General features: G+C 67.0%; 20 protein-coding genes. 11 read left to right on the top strand and 9 right to left on the bottom strand.

The genetic code is table 11. From position 1 onward, the window contains the following. Positions 1-84: 84 nt before the first annotated feature. The 3 genes from WDM91_09150 to WDM91_09140 all read right to left on the bottom strand — a co-directional run bounded on the left by WDM91_09150 (position 85) and on the right by WDM91_09140 (position 3464). Positions 85-1251 (bottom strand): acyl-CoA dehydrogenase family protein, encoded by a 1167-nt coding sequence (locus WDM91_09150; protein MEI9994747.1) that lies wholly within the window; start codon positions 1249-1251, stop codon positions 85-87. 141 nt (positions 1252-1392) lie between these two features. Next, positions 1393-2826 (bottom strand): class I SAM-dependent methyltransferase, encoded by a 1434-nt coding sequence (locus WDM91_09145; protein ID MEI9994746.1) that lies wholly within the window; start codon positions 2824-2826, stop codon positions 1393-1395. Between the two features lie 77 nt (positions 2827-2903). Continuing rightward, positions 2904-3464, bottom strand: a complete 561-nt coding sequence (locus tag WDM91_09140; protein ID MEI9994745.1) for a carboxymuconolactone decarboxylase family protein — start codon at positions 3462-3464, stop codon at positions 2904-2906. A 174-nt stretch (positions 3465-3638) separates the two neighbouring features. Here WDM91_09140 and WDM91_09135 point away from each other — a divergent pair, with 174 nt between their 5' ends. Both WDM91_09135 and WDM91_09130 read left to right on the top strand, forming a co-directional pair. Then, positions 3639-4628 (top strand): aspartyl protease family protein, encoded by a 990-nt coding sequence (locus WDM91_09135; GenBank protein MEI9994744.1) that lies wholly within the window; start codon positions 3639-3641, stop codon positions 4626-4628. 7 nt (positions 4629-4635) lie between these two features. Then, positions 4636-5367, top strand: a complete 732-nt coding sequence (locus WDM91_09130; protein MEI9994743.1) for an SDR family oxidoreductase — start codon at positions 4636-4638, stop codon at positions 5365-5367. A gap of 236 nt (positions 5368-5603) precedes the next feature. Here the strand turns inward: WDM91_09130 and WDM91_09125 are convergent, their stop codons facing one another. Further along, positions 5604-6584: a 2-oxoglutarate and iron-dependent oxygenase domain-containing protein gene (locus WDM91_09125; protein MEI9994742.1), complete on the bottom strand. Its 981-nt coding sequence runs from the start codon at positions 6582-6584 to the stop codon at positions 5604-5606. A 97-nt stretch (positions 6585-6681) separates the two neighbouring features. Between WDM91_09125 and WDM91_09120 the strand changes: the two genes are divergently transcribed. Beyond that, complete coding sequence (locus WDM91_09120; protein MEI9994741.1) at positions 6682-7383, top strand: SDR family NAD(P)-dependent oxidoreductase; 702 nt, start codon at positions 6682-6684, stop codon at positions 7381-7383. Positions 7384-7386: 3 nt separating this feature from the next. On the opposite strand, the gene WDM91_09115 is transcribed toward WDM91_09120, so the two are convergent. From WDM91_09115 to WDM91_09105, 3 genes are all read right to left on the bottom strand, one after another. Further along, complete coding sequence (locus WDM91_09115) at positions 7387-7578, bottom strand: hypothetical protein (protein MEI9994740.1); 192 nt, start codon at positions 7576-7578, stop codon at positions 7387-7389. Positions 7579-7664: 86 nt separating this feature from the next. After that, on the bottom strand, positions 7665-8333 hold the full coding sequence (locus WDM91_09110) for a nitroreductase (protein ID MEI9994739.1): 669 nt from the start codon (positions 8331-8333) through the stop codon (positions 7665-7667). Between the two features lie 10 nt (positions 8334-8343). Continuing rightward, the gene (locus WDM91_09105; protein ID MEI9994738.1) at positions 8344-10290 is read right to left on the bottom strand and encodes an NAD(P)/FAD-dependent oxidoreductase; all 1947 of its coding nucleotides are present in this window, start codon (positions 10288-10290) and stop codon (positions 8344-8346) included. A 348-nt stretch (positions 10291-10638) separates the two neighbouring features. Here WDM91_09105 and cydP point away from each other — a divergent pair, with 348 nt between their 5' ends. From cydP to cydX, 4 genes are read left to right on the top strand one after another with little or no spacing between them, the layout of a single operon-like run. Further along, positions 10639-10791, top strand: a complete 153-nt coding sequence (cydP, locus tag WDM91_09100; protein MEI9994737.1) for a cytochrome oxidase putative small subunit CydP — start codon at positions 10639-10641, stop codon at positions 10789-10791. Next, on the top strand, positions 10792-12351 hold the full coding sequence (locus tag WDM91_09095; protein ID MEI9994736.1) for a cytochrome ubiquinol oxidase subunit I: 1560 nt from the start codon (positions 10792-10794) through the stop codon (positions 12349-12351). Further along, positions 12348-13466 carry a cytochrome d ubiquinol oxidase subunit II gene (cydB, locus tag WDM91_09090; protein ID MEI9994735.1) on the top strand — a complete coding sequence of 373 codons (1119 nt, stop codon included), beginning with the start codon at positions 12348-12350 and terminating at the stop codon, positions 13464-13466. Before WDM91_09095 ends, cydB begins: the two co-directional genes overlap by 4 nt. A gap of 9 nt (positions 13467-13475) precedes the next feature. Beyond that, entirely contained in the window at positions 13476-13592 is a 117-nt protein-coding gene (gene cydX / locus WDM91_09085; protein ID MEI9994734.1) for a cytochrome bd-I oxidase subunit CydX, read from the top strand. A gap of 17 nt (positions 13593-13609) precedes the next feature. Here the strand turns inward: cydX and WDM91_09080 are convergent, their stop codons facing one another. Both WDM91_09080 and WDM91_09075 read right to left on the bottom strand, forming a co-directional pair. Then, complete coding sequence (locus WDM91_09080; protein ID MEI9994733.1) at positions 13610-14422, bottom strand: phytanoyl-CoA dioxygenase family protein; 813 nt, start codon at positions 14420-14422, stop codon at positions 13610-13612. Between the two features lies 1 nt (position 14423). Further along, positions 14424-15194 carry an SDR family oxidoreductase gene (locus WDM91_09075; GenBank protein ID MEI9994732.1) on the bottom strand — a complete coding sequence of 257 codons (771 nt, stop codon included), beginning with the start codon at positions 15192-15194 and terminating at the stop codon, positions 14424-14426. Positions 15195-15293: 99 nt separating this feature from the next. Between WDM91_09075 and WDM91_09070 the strand changes: the two genes are divergently transcribed. From WDM91_09070 to WDM91_09055, 4 genes are all read left to right on the top strand, one after another. Beyond that, positions 15294-15587 (top strand): chorismate mutase, encoded by a 294-nt coding sequence (locus WDM91_09070; protein ID MEI9994731.1) that lies wholly within the window; start codon positions 15294-15296, stop codon positions 15585-15587. Further along, positions 15584-16138 carry an aspartyl/asparaginyl beta-hydroxylase domain-containing protein gene (locus WDM91_09065; protein MEI9994730.1) on the top strand — a complete coding sequence of 185 codons (555 nt, stop codon included), beginning with the start codon at positions 15584-15586 and terminating at the stop codon, positions 16136-16138. The genes WDM91_09070 and WDM91_09065 overlap by 4 nt, the downstream gene beginning before the upstream one ends. Then, positions 16135-16878, top strand: coding sequence for a hypothetical protein (locus WDM91_09060; protein ID MEI9994729.1), 744 nt, complete (start codon positions 16135-16137; stop codon positions 16876-16878). Before WDM91_09065 ends, WDM91_09060 begins: the two co-directional genes overlap by 4 nt. Positions 16879-16969: 91 nt before the next feature. Further along, positions 16970-18154 (top strand): acyl-CoA dehydrogenase family protein, encoded by a 1185-nt coding sequence (locus WDM91_09055; protein MEI9994728.1) that lies wholly within the window; start codon positions 16970-16972, stop codon positions 18152-18154. Positions 18155-18182 lie beyond the last annotated feature (28 nt).

Genomic DNA, 18182 nt, shown 5'->3' with positions numbered 1-18182 from the left:
CAAGCACATTCCGCCGCAAACGAAAACGCCCGGTTCAGGTCGCCGTGAAATTCCCCGCCCGCGCCGCGGCCGCGCCGCGATCCCTCATCGCTTCGACCCCAGGAGATTGCGCGCCACCACCCATTTGTGCACCTCGGTCGGGCCGTCATAGATGCGCATGGTGCGCAGCCTGGCCTGCATCAGCTGCAGCGGCAGCTCCTTGGTCATGCCCATCGCGCCATGCGCCTGCATCGCGCGGTCGACGATCTCGTAGGCCATCTCGGTCGCGAAGGCCTTGATCATCGAGATCTCGACGCGCACGTCGCGCCCCTGGTCGAGCTTCCAGGCGCAGTCGTACGTCATCAGCCGCGTCGCATGGATCTTGGTCGCCGCGTCGGCCACCCACCACTGGATCGCCTGGCGCTCCGACAGGGGCTGGCCGAAGGTCACGCGCGTCGGCGCAAACGCGCAGATCATGTCGAGGGCGCGCTGCGCCATGCCGATCGACCACGCCGCCATCTCCAGCCGCCGCGTGCCGAGCCGCAGCTGCATCGGCGCGAAGCCGTTGCCTTCCGCGCCGAGCAATTTCCAGCCCTCGACCCGGCAGTCCTCCAGCGCGATCTCATAGGTCGCCGCGCCGCCGATCATCGGGATGCGCCGCAGCACATTGAACCCCGGCGCGTCGCGGTCGACCAGGAAGGCCGAGATGCCGCCGCGCGCCCGCTTCTCCTTGTTGGTCACCGCCATCACGATGGTGAAGTCGGCATGGTCGGCGCGGCTGATCCAGATCTTGCGCCCGTTCAGCACCCAGTCCTCGCCGTCGCGTGTCGCGCGCGTGATCATCCCGGCCGGGTCGGCGCCCGCGCCCGGCTCCGAGATGCCGATCGCCGACACCGTCTCGCCGCGCACATAAGGCTCGAGATAGGCGACGCGCTGCCGCTCGTTCACCGTCGCCATCAGCATGCGCAGATTGGGCGAGTCCGGCGGCAGGGTGTAGGGCGTCACCGTCCGCCCAAGCTCCTCGTTCACCCCGATCATCGCGACCGCCGGCAGGTCGGCGCCGCCGATATCCTCGGGCGCGTCGAGCCCCCACAGTCCCAATTCCTTCGACACCTTGTCGATCCGCGCCGTTTCGGCCGCGCCGATGGTCAATCCCTGGCCCTTCGCCTCGCGGTCGAGCACGCCGGCCTCCAGCGGCATCAGCTCGTCCTCGACGAAGCGATGCACCAGGTCCTTCAGCATGCGGTGTTCTTCGGACAGCTCGAAATCCATCAGCGTTCTTCCCTTTGCATGGCGATCCTTGCCCGGCCGTGACGCGAAGCCACGGCAACCGATTACCGCCGTTTTCACGGATGTGAAAGACGAACCATTGCGCGCGAACGCCCGCGGCGCGGGTTTGGGCGGCGTCCGCGCTCATAGCGGCTTGCGGCACCAGAAGTCGTACATGGCCGTGAACAGGCCCGGATCGTCGCGCTCGGCCTGCACCCATGCCGCGAAGTCGCGCTGCAACGGATCGCCGGGATGCTCCCGCCGATAGCGCGCACGGTGCGCCTGGCGCGGCAGCTCGAAGCGGATGAGCTCGAGCCCGAGGTTGTCCAGCCCGCGCCGGATGCGCGGTATGTCGAACGGGTCCTCGTGGCGGTGCGCCAGGAGGTCGTGTGCCCCCGCCAGCGAATGGAAGTCGCGCGTGCGCAGATGCGTCCGGGTCGGGGGCAGCGCCAGCACGCGGCGACGGATCTCGCGCAACGTGTCGTCGCTCATCGGCCCCTTGACGATGTCGCCCAGGGTTTGGCGCAGCGCCGCGACGCGCAGCCGCCCCACCCGGCTATAGACCATGACATGCATCAGGCCGCCGGGCTTGAGCACCCCGGCCAGCGCCGTCCAGCCCGCCTCGGGATCCGGCAGGTGATGCAGCACGCCGGTGCACATCACGACGTCGAAACGGCGCCCGAGCGCGGCGGCATCGTGCAGGTCCAGCATGCGGAACGTCGCATTGCCGATTCCGAACGCGGCGCAGCGTTCCTCCGCGCGACCCAGGCTCGCATGGGAAATGTCGATGCAGGTGAAGCGGTCTTGCGGCGCGCGCAGCGCCCACAGCGCTACCTGGCGCCCGGTGCCGCAGCCCGCGATCAGGATTTCGGCGGGCGTGGCGATCGTATCGGGGCCGCTGGGATCTAAATCGCGCAGCCGCGCCGCGACGGATCGGGTGCCGCCCTGAAGGATGCGTGTCCAGGCCGGATAGGGCCACGCCTCATATTGTTCTGCGACGGCGCGCGTCACGGGGTCGGCGAAGGCGGGTTCGGCCCGCCGATGCGGTGCCGGCGGCAGATAGGCGCGGGCGAAATCCTCGGCCGCCGCCAGCGCGGCCCGTTCCTCTTCGTCGAACGGCCAGGCGCCGCCGTTCAGCGCGGCCTGCGCGATCAGCGCCGCGCGCAAATTCGGAAAATCCCCACCCTGCAGCAGCAGCCAGCGCCGCACCGCGGTCAGCGCCAGCTCCGCGCCGACATGCGCCACGACGTCCTCTTGCAACAGCGTCAGGACCAGCGCGTCGGCCGCGATCCGGCGCGCCATCTCCGGCGGCGGCGCCGTCAGCAGGTCCGTCTCGCGCGCCAGATAGCGCCATCCCGCGCCGCTCACCGCCGACGGATCGATCTCGCGCCGCGTGAGCAGCTCGATCAGCAATCCGATGCGGTCCGCGGTCAGAAGATCCGGCGCGTCGCGATAGATCCGCGCCAGGAAGATCTTTTCGCCCGGCCCCGGCGACGCATCATAGGCCCGCAGCGCCTCGCGCAGCGCATCGGGGATCGCGCCGTCCTTCCAAAAGCCCCGTGCCGCTTCCGAAGCCATGGTCAACCGATCCGATCCGACGCGGCCAGCCTCATGCCGGCGCCGATCACCACAGCGGTCTTGTCCTGCAGCCGCATCTAGAAGCCCTTGAGGTCGGGATCGAGGGTCTGGCCCTCGTCGAGCTGCACGCCGAAGGAATTGAGGATCATCGAGACCTGGGTGTACTGCCCTGCGGTGAACACGACGTCCATGCATTGCTTCTGGGTGAAATGCGCGCCGAGCGCCTTCCAGGTCGCGTCGGTGACGAACTGGCCCGCATGCAGCTCGTCGCTCGCCCGGATCAGCGCCGCGTCGGCCGCGCCCCAGCCGGCGTCCGCGCCTTGCTTGATCCGCGCGATCTCGTCGTCGTTGAGCCCTTCGCGCTTGCCGATGCCGACATGCTGCGTCCACTCATAGCCCGATCTGCAGAGGAACCCGATGCGCAGGATCACGATCTCCCGCTCGCGGGCGGGCAGGGCGTTGCGCTTCGACAGCACATAATTGCCCCAGGCGAGGAAGCCCCGGATCGCCTTGGGCTCGCGTACCAGGGTGCGGAAGATGTTCAGCACCCGTCCGCCCATCGGCGCCAGGATCTCCTGCTGCTCCGGCGTGAGCTCGGCGTCGGTCAGGGGCGCGATGCGCGGCTGGGTCAGTCTCACGTGGCGTCTCCGCTATGGTTTTCGCCGATCCTAGCACCGGAACGCGGCCCAGCGGCACGCCGCGAAGCCGCCGCCGCCGGCGGACCGAAGTGACGCGAGCGTGATCGCCGGCCCCCCGGGCCGGTGCTAGGCTCCGCCCAAAGACGCGTCGCCGATGGACGCCTGGGAGGGACCATGTCGCAGTTTTCCCGCCGGAGCCTCTTGGGAACGGGCGCCGCGGCGCTCGCGCTGGTGCCGCCGCTGGCCCGCGCCGCAACCGGGCCGCGCCTGGCGCCGCTCCCGCCGCTCGTCCTGCCGCCGCTTGCACTGCCGCCCGCGACCGAGAACATCCAGGGCGTCGCCGACGCGCAGGATCGCCTGACCGTCGAGACCTATATCAACCAGAAGGGTCCGTTCCGCTTCGTGGTCGACACCGGCGCCGACCGCAGCGTGATCGCCGACGACGTCGCCGCCGCGCTCGGGCTGGTGCCGGGCGAGAATGTGATCGTCCAGGGCATCGCGCGGGCGCTCCCCGCGCCGTCGGTGCATCTCGACAATCTGCGCGTCGGGCATGTCAACGTGGACTCGCTGCCCATGCCCGTCCTGCCCCATGGCTGGCTGGGGGCGGACGGCTATCTCGGCATCGACGTGATCGACCGCCAGGCGGTGACCTTCGACTTCCTGCATCATCGGCTGACGGTCGCGCCCTCCGATGTCGACGCCGGCTGGCGGTCGATCGTGTCGGACCAGGCGGTCGTCCGCGTCAACGGCTCGAACGGCAAGCTCACCGCGTTCAATTGCAGCGTCGACGGCAGCAAGGCCTTCGCCTTCGTCGATTCCGGGGCGCAGATCTCGATCGCCAACACGCATCTGTTCAACCAGCTTCAGAAGAACGGCGGCAAATATCTCGGCGATTCGGTGATCCAGCTCCTCGGCGTCACCGGCGGCTCGGCCGGCGGCCGCCTGACCTTCGTCGAGCACATCAAGCTCGGCGCGCTCGCCTTCAACAATTCGGTGCTGGTGGTCTCCGACCTCGACGTCTTCGACGTCTGGGGGCTGGCCGACAAGCCGGCGCTGTTCATCGGCATGAACTTCTTGCGCCAGACCTCTTCGGTCACTATCGATTACGGCCGTAAGGAGCTGCGCTTCAAGCTGGCGCAATTCATGATGGCGAGCCGCGGCTGATGCACCCATGCGTTTGAAGGACAAGATCGCCGTCGTGACCGCGGCCGGCGCCGGTATCGGCCGCGCCACCGCGCTCGCCTTCGCCGCCGAAGGCGCGACGGTCTGGGCGACCGACATCGACGAAGCGGCACTGGCGTCGCTGGAAGCCGGCGGCATCCGCGTCGCGCCGCTCAATGTCGTCGACGAAGCCGAGGTGAACGGCTTCTTCGCCGCGCTTGGCCGCTGCGACGTGGTGTTCAACTGTGCCGGAATGGTGCCGAACGGTACCGTGCTCGACACCGCGCCGGAGACCTTCAACCGGGCCTGGGACCTGAACGTCCTCTCCATGGTCCGCACCATCCGCGCCGTGCTGCCCGGCATGCTGGCGCGCGGCCATGGCTCGATCGTGAACATCGCGTCGGTGGCGTCCAGCCTCACCGGCGTGCCCAACCGCAGCGCCTATGGCACCACCAAGGCGGCCGTGATCGGGCTCACCAAATCGGTCGCCGCCGATTTCGTGGCGCAGGGCATCCGCTGCAACGCGATCTGTCCCGGCACGGTCGACACGCCCTCGCTGCAGGCCCGCCTCGCCGCCCAGCCCGATCCCAAGGCGGCCCTCGCGTCCTTCATCGCCCGACAGCCCATGGGCCGCTTCGGCCGCGCGGAGGAGATCGCCGCCGCCGCGGTCTATCTCGCGAGCGACGAGAGCGGCTTCGTCACCGGCCAGACGCTGGCGATCGACGGCGGCTGGACGACCTGAGAAGATTCTTTTGCCGCAACAAAATATCGTCCGCTGCGGCGCGGGCGCGGACTTATCCCCCACGCGTTCCGGTTTCCGTCAGCCGCGCCGCCGCTTTCACGCGCGTCTCCGGGGGATAGTCCGTCTACGGAATTATTTTTCGGCGCCCCTTGAACCGAGTCGGTCCAAGCCCCATTTCCGCCAAATCCCCACAGGTGCGTAACGAGCGCGTTTCCTGCACACGCCGTTGCGCGGCGCTACGACATCACGTCCCGCTTGAGGTCCGGAAACACCTTTCCGACCTTTCCCAGGAGATAGGCGCCATAGCTGCCGCGGAATGCATGCACGCTCTCGCCGTCCCACCGCGTCGCGCGGTCGTCCTGCGCCGTCGCATGCGCGGGCAGCGGCACGATCTGCGTCTCCCAGCCGGGATCGAAGAAAAAGGGAAAGGACAGCCGCCCGCGTCCGCTCGTGTTCTTGGCGCGATGCGGCGTCGAGCGGTAGAGGCCGCCGGTCAGGCGGTCCAGCATGTCGCCGATGTTGCACACCAGCGTGCCGGGCAGCGGCGGCGCCTCGAGCCAGCCCTGCGGCGCCTTCACCTGCAGCCCGCCCGCATCGTCCTGCGCCAGCAGGGTGAGCAGGCCGTAGTCGGTATGCTCGCCGACGCCCCATTGCGCCGACGCCGGCACGTCGGGCGGATAGTGGAAGATGCGGAACAGGATCGTCGGGTCGGCGGTGTAGTGGTCGCGGAAATATCCCGCCTCCAGGCCGAGGCTCAGCGCGATCCCTTCGAGGATCGCATGCGCCGCGCGTGTGTTGGCGTCCAGATAGTCGAGCACCGCCGCGCGCAAGCCCGTCGGCCGCGCCGGAAACTGGTTGGCGCCATGCAGCGGAACGCCGGCGCGCACCCGCGGGTGCTCCGCCGCAAGCTCGCTGCCGAAATAGATGCCCTCCTTGCGGTCGGGCTTGCCGGAGGTCAGTTCGCCGCCGACGGGGAAATAGCCGCGCCAGGCACGTCCGCCGCGCGCCATGGCGATCTGCATCTTCTCGGCTTCCGGCAGCGCGAAGAATTGCCGCGCCAGCCCGTCGAGCGGCGTGGAATCGACGCCGTGGCCGGTCGCATAGAAGAACCCGTTCTCGCGGCAGGCCCGCCCGATCGCGAGCGCCGTCGCGGCGCGCGCCGCATCGTCGCTGCCGAACAGCGGCGCGACATTGATGACTGGCAGGGTTTGGGACATAGGAGATAATATATGCGTCTTCCGCCGCATTGGGCAAAGCCGCCGGCGCGGCTTTCAGGGCGAGCCGCTCCGCCCGCGCCGTCTATTGGAGACCTGCATGTCTGATAAAGTCTGCCTCATCGCCGGCGTGGGGCCTGGAACCGGCGCCGCACTGGCCCGTCGTTTCGCGGCCGGCGGCTACAAGGTCGCGATGCTCGCCCGCGTCGCCGAACGGCTCGTGGCCCTCGAACGGACGGTGCCCGGTACCAGCGCCTATCCTTGCGACGTGACCGATCCGGCCCAGATCGCCGCAACCTGCGACGCCGTCGAGCGCGACCTCGGCGCCCCCTCCGTCGTGGTCCACAACGCGGTCGGCGGCACGTTCGGCAGTTTCCTCGACCTCAAGCCGGAGGTCCTGAACCAGAATTTCCAGACCAACACGATGGTCCTGCTCTCGCTCGCGCAACGCTTCGTCCCCGGCATGATCGCCAAGGGCGACGGCGCGCTGATCGTCACGGGCAACATGAGCGCCCGGCGCGGCCGCGTCGACCTGGCCGGACTGGCGCCGACCAAGGCCGCCCAGCGCATCCTCGCCGAAGCCATCGCGCGCGAGGTGGGCCCCAAGGGCGTGCATGTGGCTTATGTCGTGATCGACGCCGTGATCGACACGCTGTCGGCGCGTGATCGGCTGAAGGCCAAGCCGTCGGATGCGTTCATCAAGCCTGCGGCGATCGCCGATGAGATCTGGCACCTCGCGCACCAGGACAGGAGCGCCTGGAGCTTCAACGTCGAGATCAGGCCGTTCAGGGAAGTGTGGTAGGTCCTAGGGCTCCGGCGCGACGCTCGGCGGATCGCGCCGCTTGGTGTGTGACACCGCGGACATGATCCCCAGTCCCACCACGATCAGCGCGCCCACGATGATCCAGGTCTGCGGAACATGGACCAGGAAGGCCGCATAGATCAGTCCTGCCAGCAGGACGAAGAAGCCGACGACATAGAGCGTAAATGCGGACATGAGACGGCCTTGTGGGAACCCACCGAAGATAACGGTGGCAACAGAGGTTTCGTTCCTGCCTCGCCTCTCCCGCGAGGAGTTGGGGCTCAAAACCCGTGGAACGTCGCAAAACGCTCCACCGGCTCGCGCTCCGAGACCAGCGTGTTCACGGGCGACGCCTCGTCGGCATAGCCCAGCGAGATGCCGCAGAGGATGTATTCGTCCTCCGGCACGTTCAGCACCCGCCGCGTCACGCTCCAGTAGTTGTTCCACGCGCCCTGGGCGCAGGTGTCGAGGCCGTGCAGCTTGGCCGCCAGCATGAAGCTCTGCATGAACATCCCGATGTCGACGAAGCTCATCGCGTCGAGATCCTTGTCGATGGTGAAGATCAGGCCGACCGGCGCGTCGAAGAATTTGTAGTTGCGGCCCCATTGCGCCCAGTTCGCGGCCTGGTCGCCCTTGGGGATGCCGATCAGGGAGTACATGTCCTTGCCGAGCTTGCGCATGCGCCCGACATAGGGCTCCTTGCGCTTGCCGGTGCGCGGAAACTCGGCGCGGTCGTCGGGCGGATTGGAGTCGCGATGCGCCAGGACTTCGGCCTCGAGCCGGGCCCGCACCGCGCCCGCCACGACATGCACGTTCCACGGCTGGATGTTGGTGCCCGATGGCGCCCGCGACGCCAGCCGCAGCAGTTCCTCCACCGTCTCGCGCGAGACGGGATCGGGGCGGAAGGCGCGCACGGATCTGCGCGCATGCAGGACGTCGATGAGATGCACCGCGGGTCTCCTACTGTGCCGCGACCTTCGCGTCCGGCGCGCCGGAGAGTTCATAGTCCGCCGGATTGGGCGTGCGCGTCGCATCCCAGTAATCCACCAGCGGCCACGGCCAGTTCTGCGTCACCCGGCCGTTCTGGTTCTTGTACCAGGAGGTGACCTGCGGCACGCCCCAGGCCATCTGCGCATTGCTCTGGTCCACCCGGATGTTGAACGCGTCATGCACGTCCTTCTTCACCTCGATCGCGCGCGCATGGGAGCGCAGCAGCAGCTCGAGCAGGCCCTGGATGTAGCGGATTTCGCATTCGGAAAAGAAGATGATCGAGCCGTTGACCACGATGTTGGTGTTCGGCCCGTACATGATGAACAGGTTCGGGAAGTTCGGCACCGCGATGCCCAGATAGGCCCGCGCATCGCCGGCCCATTGCGCGTGCAGGTCGATCCCGCCCTTGCCCTTGAACGTCATCGGCTCCAGGAACTGGCTTGCGGTGAAGCCGGTGCCATAGATGATGACGTCGACCTCGAAGTTCCGTCCGTCCCGGGTCTTGAGTCCGGTCGGCGTGATCTCGGCGATCGGATCGGTCACCGTCTCGACGTTCGGCCGCTTGAGCGCCGCCAGCCACACGCCGTTGTCGCGCACGCTGCGCTTGCCGCCGGGCGGATAGTTCGGCGTCGCCGCCGCCTGCAGGTCGGGGCGCCCCTCGAGCTGGCTGTGCGTGTATTGCGTGAGCAGCTCGCGGAGCATGTCGTTCTGCGCCCCCACGCTGTCCTTGCGCGCCGTCCAGTCCGGATCGGCCTTGACGAACTCATAGATGCCGTCGGTCAGCATCCAGAACAGCCAGAAGCGGTACCACTTGGCATAGAAGGGCACGTGCTTGAGCAGCCACTTCTTACCTTCGTCGACCTTGTGATGGTAGTTTTCGGTCGGTCCCAGCCAGGGCGGATTGCGCTGGAAGACGGTGAGCCGCGCCGCATCGGGCGCGATCTCCGGAACGAACTGAAAGGCGCTCGCGCCGGTGCCGATCACCGCGACGCGCTTGCCTTTCAGGTCGACGGAATGATCCCAGGTCGCCGAGTGGAACGACCGGCCCTTGAAGCTCTCGATTCCCTTGATGTCCGGCAGGCGCGGCCGCGACAGCTGTCCTACCGCGGTGATCACCGCATTGGTGACAATGGTGTCCTCTTTACCGTCCGCGGCGCGCACCCGCGTATGCCACTGCGCCGTCGCCTCGTCATAGGCGCTCTCGATCACCTCGGTCTGGAAGCGGATCGCGGGCTTCAGCCCGTACTTGTCCGCCACGCCCTGGAAATATTTCCACAGCAAGGGCTGGGTCGAGAAGTGATAGGGCCAGTCATGGTTCGGCTCGAAGGAGTAGGAATAGAGATGGTTCGGATTGTCGACCCGGCAGCCCGGATAGGTGTTCACGAACCACGTCCCGCCGACCTCCGTGTTCTTGTCGACCATCACATAGGGAATGCCCGCCTGCTTGAGCCGTATCGCCGCCAGCAGGCCCGACATCCCCGCCCCGATGATCAGGACGTGGAAGTCTTCCTTCTTCGCCGCCGGCAGCGACGCCAGTGTCGGCACCGCCTTCACGTCGGTCGCCGTCAGCGCCAGCTCTTCTTCGAGGAACGGGACGTAGCGCTCCGGGATGTCCGCGCCCGCGACGAAGTTCATCATCTTGCGCACGGTCGCGGAATTGGGCTGGGCCGGGACCGCCTTGCCGTCGCGCAGCGCCTTCAGCGCCGCGACCGCCCGCGCTTTGGTGTCGGCGCGCTGCGCCTCCGTCAATCCGCCCTGGCCGTCGCCGAAGAAATCGTAGACCGGCTTGATCTCGCCGGTGACCAGGCTCTCGTCGCCGGTGACGTGCACCAGCGCCGCGATCAGGCTGGGCAGATGCGCCTGCTCGACGGCATTCGCGATGACATCGTCGCCATCCGTGACCGGCGGGGTGGACATGAGCGTGCTCCCGATATTTTCGGGGAGTTTAAGGAGAATCCCCGCCGAACCAAACCACAAAGCATCCGCCGGCAATTCCGTAGAGGAACCATTGTCATCCCCGGCCGAACGCCGCGTAGCGGCGTGAGGGGAAGGGGACCCAGGTGGGAGATACCGTCACGGTGTTTGATGCCTGGCTCCCCTTCCCCTCGCACTCGCCTCGCTCCTGCTCGGCCGGGGAGGACAGCAGAGTGCCGCCCCAATCCCCCACCGCCCCGCTCAACAGTCGCGGCATTCCCGCGCGCGGCAGCCCGCGCATGGACTTTCGCGCGCATAAGGAGAAGATATGGTTCCGAAGGGAATGAGCGCATGATCCTCGCGCGTCGCCGTCTCGGTTTGGAAATCGGCGCCTTGCTCGCCGCCAAGCTCGTTCTTCTCGCCGCGCTCTATTTCCTCTTTTTCTCGCAGCATGCGCCGAACGGGCCGGCCGCCACCGGCGCGCACATCATGGGAGTCCGCTGAATGGACATCGTCGTCCTCTCCCGCCTGCAATTCGCGACCACCGCGCTCTATCATTTCCTGTTCGTGCCGCTGACGCTCGGCCTCTCCGTGATCCTGGTGATCATGGAGTGCGTCTATGTGATGACCGGCCGCACCATCTGGCGCGACATGGTCAAGTTCTGGGGCACGCTGTTCGGCATCAACTTCGCCATGGGCGTCGCCACCGGCGTCACCATGGAATTCCAGTTCGGCACCAACTGGGCCTACTACGCCCACTATGTCGGCGACGTCTTCGGCGCCCCGCTGGCGATCGAGGGCCTGATGGCCTTCTTCCTCGAGGCGACGCTGATCGGGCTCTTCTTCTTCGGCTGGGACCGCCTCTCGAAGGTCGGCCATCTCGCGGTCACCGCCGCGGTCGCCGTCGCCAGCCAGTTCTCGGCGCTCTGGATCCTCATCGCCAATGCCTGGATGCAGTTTCCGGTCGGCGCGAAGTTTAATCCGGACACGATGCGCATGGAGGTCGCCGATTTCAGCGCCGTGCTGCTGAACCCCGTGGCACAGGCCAAATTCGTGCATACCGTCGCCGCCGGCTATGTCACCGGCTCGATGTTCGTGCTCGCGGTCAGCGCCTTCTATCTTCTCGCCCGCCGCCACCGCGCGCTCGCGCTGCGCTCGATGACGGTGGCCGCCAGCTTCGGGTTCGCCGGCGCGCTCTGCGTCGTCGTGCTGGGCGACGAGAGCGGCTACACCGCGTCCGAGAACCAGAAGATGAAGATCGCCGCCATCGAATCGATGTGGGACACCGAGCCTGCGCCGGCGTCCTTCACCCTGGTCGGCATTCCCGACCGCGCGGGCCGCAGGACCGACTACGCGGTCAAGATCCCCTGGGTGCTGGGCCTCATCACGACGCGCTCGGTCGATCGCCAGGTCCCGGGCATCAACGATCTCGTGAAGCTCGCGCAGCAGCGCATCCGCAACGGCCTCATCGCCTATGAGACCCTGGCCAGGCTGCGCGGCGATCGCGGCAATGCGGTTCTGCGGCAACAGCTCGACGCCCATGTCGCCGATCTCGGCTACGCGCTCCTGCTCAAGCGCTACCGCCCCGATATCGAGAACGCCACCGCGGCCGACATCGCGCGGGCGGCGGACTCCACGGTTCCCGATGTCCCGGTGCTGTTCTGGTCCTTCCGCCTGATGGTCGCCTGCGGATTCTGGTTCATCGCGCTGTTCGGCACGGCGTTCTACTTCTCCGCCACCCGCCGGCTCGACCGCTACCGGCTCTTCCTCTACGCGGCGCTGTTCAGCCTGCCGCTGCCCTGGCTCGCGGCCGAACTCGGCTGGATCGTCGCCGAATATGGCCGCCAGCCCTGGGTGATCGAGGGCGTGCTGCCCACCTTCCTCGGCGTCTCCGGCACCGATGCCCACAACGTCCTGTTCAGCTTGCTCGGCTTCGTCCTCTTCTATTCCGGCCTCGCCGTCGCCGACGTCTACCTGATGGTGAAATATATCCGCCTTGGACCCGACGGGACGATCGGTCACCCCGTCGCCCCGGCCGGCGCCCGCGAGGTGGTGACGCCATGAGCTACGAACTCCTCCGTCTCATCTGGTGGGCGCTGCTCGGCATCCTGCTGATCGGCTTCGCCGTCACCGACGGTTTCGATCTCGGCAGCGCCATCCTCAGCCCCTTCGTGGCGCGCAGCGACCTGGAGCGGCGGCAGGTCGTCAACACGATCGGCCCGGTGTGGGAAGGCAACCAGGTCTGGTTCATCCTCGGCGGCGGCGCGATCTTCGCCGCCTGGCCGATGCTCTATGCCGCGTCCTTCTCGGGATTCTATCTCGCGATGTTCGCCGTGCTGGCGGCGCTGATCTTCCGTCCGCTGGCCATCACCTATCGCAGCAAGGTCGCGCATCCGCGCTGGCGCGCCTGGTGGGACTGGACCTGGTTCGTCACCGGCGTCGTGCCGGCCCTGATCTTCGGCGTCGCCTTCGGCAATCTCTTCCTCGGCGTGCCGTTCGGCTTCGACGGCGATCTGCGCTTCCATTCGACGATCACGCTGCTGTCGCTGCTGCGCCCGTTCCCGCTGGTCGCCGGTCTCGTCAGCCTCGCGATGCTGACGCTGCACGGCGCGACCTGGCTCGCCCTGAAGACCGACGGACCGGTCGCCTTGCGCGCCCGCAGCGTCGTGCCCGTCGCGGCCGCCGTCTTCATCGCGCTCTTCGCGCTGGCTGGCGTCTGGCTCCTTGCGCTCGACGGCTATGTGATTGCATCGCGGATCCCGCATGACGGCGTCTCGAACCCGATGCTCAAGACGGTGATGCTGCAGCCGCGCGGCTGGCTGCTCAACGCCGGCGGCCATCCGCTGTTGTGGTTCGCGCCGGTGCTGGCCATTGCCGGCGCCCTCGTCGCGATCGTCTCGCGCCGGCGCCCGGTGCTGGCCTTTCTCGGCTCGGGTCTTGCCTGCGCCGCCACCATCGCGACGGCCGGCCTGGCGCTCTTTCCCTTCCTGCTGCCCTCCTCGAGCGAGCCGAATGCCAGCCTCACCATCTGGGACGCCTCGTCCAGCAAGCTGACTCTGGAGATCATGCTGGGCGTGACGGCCCTCTTCCTGCCCATCGTCCTGGCCTATACCGGCTGGGTCTATCGCGTGATGCGCGGCCCGGTCCGGACCGCCGACATCACCGACCATCACTATTAGGAGCGCGCCATGTGGTATTTCGCATGGATCCTGGGCCTCGGCTTCGCTTGCGCCTTCGCCGTCCTCAACGCGATGTGGCTCGAGTTCGACAGCGCGGAAGAACGCCCCGAGGTCGGCAAACAATGATCACGATCTAGCGGTCTTCAGATTCCGCCGTCCAAGATCTTGAACTGCCGCGCGGGATCGTCCTGCCGCACCCGCACGCCGCTGCGCGTCGTGTAAGCGTCCTCCGGCGCATATTGCAGGATATAGGCCTTGCGCACCGACCCGGTCTTCAGGTTCGGCCCCGTCCGGTGCGGCGCCAGCGAGGAGAACGCGATCACGTCGCCCGCCTTGGCTGGCACGCAGACCGCATCCTCGGCCTGTTCGAGGCACTTGAACCCGAGCGGCGTCAGCCAGTGTTCCAGCGTGCCGCGCCTGTGCAGCCCCGGCGCGATCCAGGGGCAGCCGTTTTCCGCGTCGACATCCACCAGCGGAATCCACAGCGTGAGATATTGCTGCGGCTCGATGAAGGTGTAGCCATTGTCCTGGTGCCAGGGGAATTCCTGCGCCTTGCCGGTCTTCTTGTAGACCGACTGGTCCCAATAAAGTCGCACCCCGCCGCCGATCAGGTCATGGCAGATGTCCTTGATCCTGGGATGCGCCGCGAAGGCTTTCAGCGTCTCCGACTTGGTGACGATATGGGTGGTGAAGGTGATGACGTCCGCCTCGGAGATCGAGATGCGGCCGCCCAGGCTGCGCAGATGCGCTTCGCCCGCCTGCTCCAGGGGATCGATCGCCGCGGTGACGGCCGCGATCTCCGCCGCCGAGAACACGCTCTCGAGCTTGACGAAGCCCTGCGCGTCGAACTGCCGGTACTGCTCCGGCGTCAGGGCGCGCAGGCCCTGTGGCTGCGGCATCGACCATGCAAAATCGACATTGAGCGGATGCGGCTTGATCTCGCGGAGCATCGACATGTCAGCCCCGCGAATAGCTGACGCCGCCGTCCACCACCACGGTCGAGCCCACGACGTAATCGCCCGCTCGCGAGGCGAGATAGATGGCGGCGCCCGCCATGTCCTCCGTCGTGCCGATGCGGCGCGCCGGAATGCCCTTGGACACCGCATCGCCGTGATCGCGCGCGTCGCGGTTCATGTCGGAGGCGAAGGCGCCCGGCGCGATCGCGGTCACCGCGATGTTGTCCTTGATCAGCCGCATCGCCATGCGCTTGGTCAGGTGGATCAATCCCGACTTCGACGCGGCGTAGGAGTAGGTCTCCTGCATGTTGACCGAGATGCCGTCGATCGAGGCGATGTTGATCACCTTGGCCAGCCGCTCCTTGGTGCCCGCCGCGCGCAGTGCGCCGTGCAGCGCCTGCGTGAGGAAGAACGGCGTCTTGACGTTGAGGTCCATGACCTTGTCCCAGCCGCTCTCGGGGAACTCGTCGAAATCGGCGCCCCAGGCCGCGCCCGCATTGTTCACCAGGATGTCCAGGGTCCGCTCGTGCTTGAGATAGGCCTCGGCCATGGCCTTGGCGCCGTCCGCGCCCGAGGCGTTGCTGGTGATCGCAACGCAGGGCCCGATCTTCGACAACTCCGCCGCCGTCTCCTCGAGCTGGCCGCCCTTGCGGGCCGAGATGTAGACCTTGGCGCCCTGATGCAGGAACCCTTCGGCGATCATCTTGCCGATGCCTCTGGAGCCGCCGGTGATCAGCGCGGTCTTTCCGGCCAGCGAAAACAGGTCTTTCATGCGGTCCTCCGATGGTTTTGCTGCCGCCCTTATGCCCCGGCTGTTGCCGTCAAACCAGGGCTTGCTTATGACTGGGCCCTCGAAACAGGGGCCTTTGCCATGACCGCGCCACATCCCGAACTGCTCCGGCTGCGCGACAGCATCGACAATATCGATGCCGCTCTGATCCATCTGCTGGCGGAGCGCTTCAAGTGCACCCAGGCGGTCGGCGAGTACAAGGCGAAGCACGACCTGCCGCCGGCCGATCCCGCGCGCGAGGAGCAGCAGATCGCCCGCCTGCGCCGGCTGGCGGACACCGCCAAGCTCGATCCCGATTTCGCGGAGAAATTCCTCAATTTCATCGTCAAGGAGGTCATCCGCCACCACGAAGCGATCCGCCAGCAACGCGCATGAAGCTGCCCGAGCGCCTGATCGAGCTGTTCGACTATCCGGTCGGCGACATCGCCGCGGCGATGCCGGACGCCGCGTCGCCGCTGTGGGACGTGAACCCATATCGCCAGACCAAGCACGCGGTGCACAGCCAGACCCGTTCGATCATCTTCGAATGGATCAGCGATTCCTGGCAGCCCGGACAGGAAGCGATCGTGCTGCATTCCGACCCGGCGCCGCCCGCCCTGACGCGCGCCGCCTATGCCTGCGCCGAGACGCTGAACCGCCGCTACAACGGCCAGATCATCCGCCTGCTCCTCGCCGAACTGAAGCCGCGTGCGAAGGTCGCGCCGCACAAGGACAGGGGGCCGGGCGTCGTCCTCGTCCATCGCCTGCACGTGCCGGTCGTGAGCAATCCGGGCGTCAAGTTCTTCATCGACGACGTCGCGCACTATCTGGAGCCCGGCATCGCCTACGAGTTCGACAACACCCGCCGCCACGCGGTCGACAACGACAGCGACAGCCCGCGCATCCATCTGATGTGCGACATCCTTCCCGCCGAACTCGTCGTATGATCCTCTCGCACCGGCACCGCTTCATCTTCATCAAGGGCATGAAGGTCGCCGGCACCAGCTTCGAGATGGCGGTCGCCCCGCTCTGCGGCCCGGACGATATCGTCACGCCGATTTCGCCGATCGACGAGTTGGCGCGGCTGCCGGCCGGCGCCTGCCGCAACTACGCCGCCGACCGTAGGGCCGAAGCGGACTATCTGGAGCGGCTCGCCGCCTCGCATCCGGTCGAGTTGGCGGCGCTGCAGCAACCGCCGCTGGTCTACTACAACCACATGATGCTGCGCGAGGTGCTGGCGAAGGCCGCCCGGCCGCTGGACGGCTACCGCGTCGTCGCGATCGAGCGTTCGCCTTACGCCAAGGTGATCTCGTGGGCGAATATGCGACTGAGCTATGGCGCCTACCGCATCGGCGGCGAAATGCGCGCGCGCGCCGAAGACGTCCGGTCCGCCATCGACAAGGGTTTCGAGACGGGCCTCGTCCTCGCCGCGCGCAACATCGACCGCTACCGGCTTCCCGACGGCCGGCTCGCCACGCAGCCTTTGCGCTATGCCGCCCTGCGCGAGGAGTTCACGGCTTTTGTCCGCAGCCTGGGGGTCGACGATCCGCCGTCCCTGCCGCACGCCAAGAAAGGCCCCATGTCCGACACGCTCGACCCGCGCGACGTCCTCCGTCTCGACCAGATCGCCCGCATCAACGAGGCTTTTGCCGGGGAATTCGACGCTTTCGGCTATGATCGGATCTGACCGCGCCATCGGTCGCGCTTTGCACCCTTGAAGCGCCGGTCGCGCTCGCTATCATGCCTGACAAAATGTCGATAAGCCGCCGGGAGTGCCCATGGACCTGACCTTTTCCCCCGAAGAAGAAGCCTTCCGCCAGGAAGTCCGCGCCTTCATCGCCGATGCGCGGCCGCAGCTTCCCGATGTCGGCGCCCCCGAGCTCGCCAACCGGACCAAGGAGGACTACCTCGCCTGGCACAAGCTGCTCTACAAGAAGGGCTGGGTCGCGCCACTCTGGCCCAAGCAGTACGGCGGCACCGGCTGGAACGTCACCCAGCGCTACATCTTCAATGAGGAAGTCGCCGACGCCGGGATGCCGACGACGTTGCCCTTCGGCCTCAACATGGTCGCGCCGGTGATCTTCACCTACGGCAATGAAGAGCAGAAGAAGAAGTATCTCCCGCGCATCCTTTCCGGCGAGGATTGGTGGTGCCAGGGCTATTCCGAGCCCGGCTCCGGCTCCGATCTCGCATCGCTCCGCACCAAGGCGGTGCGGGACGGCGATTTCTACATCGTCAACGGCCAGAAGACCTGGACCACGCTGGCGCAGTTCGCCGACTGGATTTTCTGCCTCGTCCGCACCGACCCGAATGTGAAGCAGCAGGAAGGCATCACCTTCCTGCTCATCGACATGAAGACGCCGGGCATCACGGTCAAGCCGATCATCGTGCTCGACGGCGCGCATGAGGTGAACGAGGTCTTCTTCGACAACGTCAAGGTGCCGGTCGAGAACCGTGTCGGGGAGGAGAACAAGGGCTGGACCTACGCCAAGTTCCTGCTGGTCAACGAACGCTCCGGCATCGCCGGCGTGGCGCGGTCCAAGAAGGCGGTCGAGCGTCTCAAGGAGATCGCCGGCGCCGAACGGATCGACGGCGAGCCCCTGATCGACGACGAGGATTTCGCCCGCAAGATCGCCGATCTGGAGATCGATCTCGCGGCGCTGGAGTTCACCGAATTGCGCACGCTGGCGGCCGAATCCAAAGGCCGGATGGCCGGGCCAGAGAGCTCGATCCTCAAGATCCGCGGAACGGAGATCCAGCAGCGCATCACAGAGCTGACGGTCGAGGCGATCGGCTACTACGCCTATCCCAACGATCGGGCCCTGGGCGCGAACGAATTCATCGGTCCCGATTACGCGCTCGGCGAAGCCGGCCATTACTTCAACATGCGCAAGACTTCGATCTATGGCGGATCGAATGAAATCCAGCGCAACATCATCGCCAAGGCTGTGCTGGGCCTCTGACCGATTTGATCCTCCCCCGCGAAGCGGG

The sequence above is a fragment of the Rhizomicrobium sp. genome (assembly GCA_037200385.1).
GTDB lineage: Bacteria > Pseudomonadota > Alphaproteobacteria > Micropepsales > Micropepsaceae > Rhizomicrobium.
This window is presented reverse-complemented; position numbering and strand designations above follow the sequence as displayed.

Excerpts from the sequence above, each read along its gene's own strand:
- WDM91_09120 (MEI9994741.1), top strand. The coding sequence starts at position 6,682 with ATGTCTGATAAAGTCTGCCTCATCGCCGGCGTGGGGCCTGGAACCGGC.
- WDM91_09105 (MEI9994738.1), bottom strand. The coding sequence starts at position 10,290 with ATGTCCACCCCGCCGGTCACGGATGGCGACGATGTCATCGCGAATGCC.
- WDM91_09065 (MEI9994730.1), top strand. The coding sequence starts at position 15,584 with ATGAAGCTGCCCGAGCGCCTGATCGAGCTGTTCGACTATCCGGTCGGC.
- WDM91_09115 (MEI9994740.1), bottom strand. The coding sequence starts at position 7,578 with ATGTCCGCATTTACGCTCTATGTCGTCGGCTTCTTCGTCCTGCTGGCA.
- WDM91_09145 (MEI9994746.1), bottom strand. The coding sequence starts at position 2,826 with ATGGCTTCGGAAGCGGCACGGGGCTTTTGGAAGGACGGCGCGATCCCC.
- WDM91_09135 (MEI9994744.1), top strand. The coding sequence starts at position 3,639 with ATGTCGCAGTTTTCCCGCCGGAGCCTCTTGGGAACGGGCGCCGCGGCG.
- WDM91_09125 (MEI9994742.1), bottom strand. The coding sequence starts at position 6,584 with ATGTCCCAAACCCTGCCAGTCATCAATGTCGCGCCGCTGTTCGGCAGC.
- WDM91_09060 (MEI9994729.1), top strand. The coding sequence starts at position 16,135 with ATGATCCTCTCGCACCGGCACCGCTTCATCTTCATCAAGGGCATGAAG.
- WDM91_09080 (MEI9994733.1), bottom strand. The coding sequence starts at position 14,422 with ATGTCGATGCTCCGCGAGATCAAGCCGCATCCGCTCAATGTCGATTTT.
- cydB (MEI9994735.1), top strand. The coding sequence starts at position 12,348 with ATGAGCTACGAACTCCTCCGTCTCATCTGGTGGGCGCTGCTCGGCATC.
- cydX (MEI9994734.1), top strand. The coding sequence starts at position 13,476 with ATGTGGTATTTCGCATGGATCCTGGGCCTCGGCTTCGCTTGCGCCTTC.
- WDM91_09130 (MEI9994743.1), top strand. The coding sequence starts at position 4,636 with ATGCGTTTGAAGGACAAGATCGCCGTCGTGACCGCGGCCGGCGCCGGT.
- WDM91_09150 (MEI9994747.1), bottom strand. The coding sequence starts at position 1,251 with ATGGATTTCGAGCTGTCCGAAGAACACCGCATGCTGAAGGACCTGGTG.
- WDM91_09070 (MEI9994731.1), top strand. The coding sequence starts at position 15,294 with ATGACCGCGCCACATCCCGAACTGCTCCGGCTGCGCGACAGCATCGAC.
- WDM91_09055 (MEI9994728.1), top strand. The coding sequence starts at position 16,970 with ATGGACCTGACCTTTTCCCCCGAAGAAGAAGCCTTCCGCCAGGAAGTC.
- cydP (MEI9994737.1), top strand. The coding sequence starts at position 10,639 with ATGATCCTCGCGCGTCGCCGTCTCGGTTTGGAAATCGGCGCCTTGCTC.
- WDM91_09075 (MEI9994732.1), bottom strand. The coding sequence starts at position 15,194 with ATGAAAGACCTGTTTTCGCTGGCCGGAAAGACCGCGCTGATCACCGGC.
- WDM91_09095 (MEI9994736.1), top strand. The coding sequence starts at position 10,792 with ATGGACATCGTCGTCCTCTCCCGCCTGCAATTCGCGACCACCGCGCTC.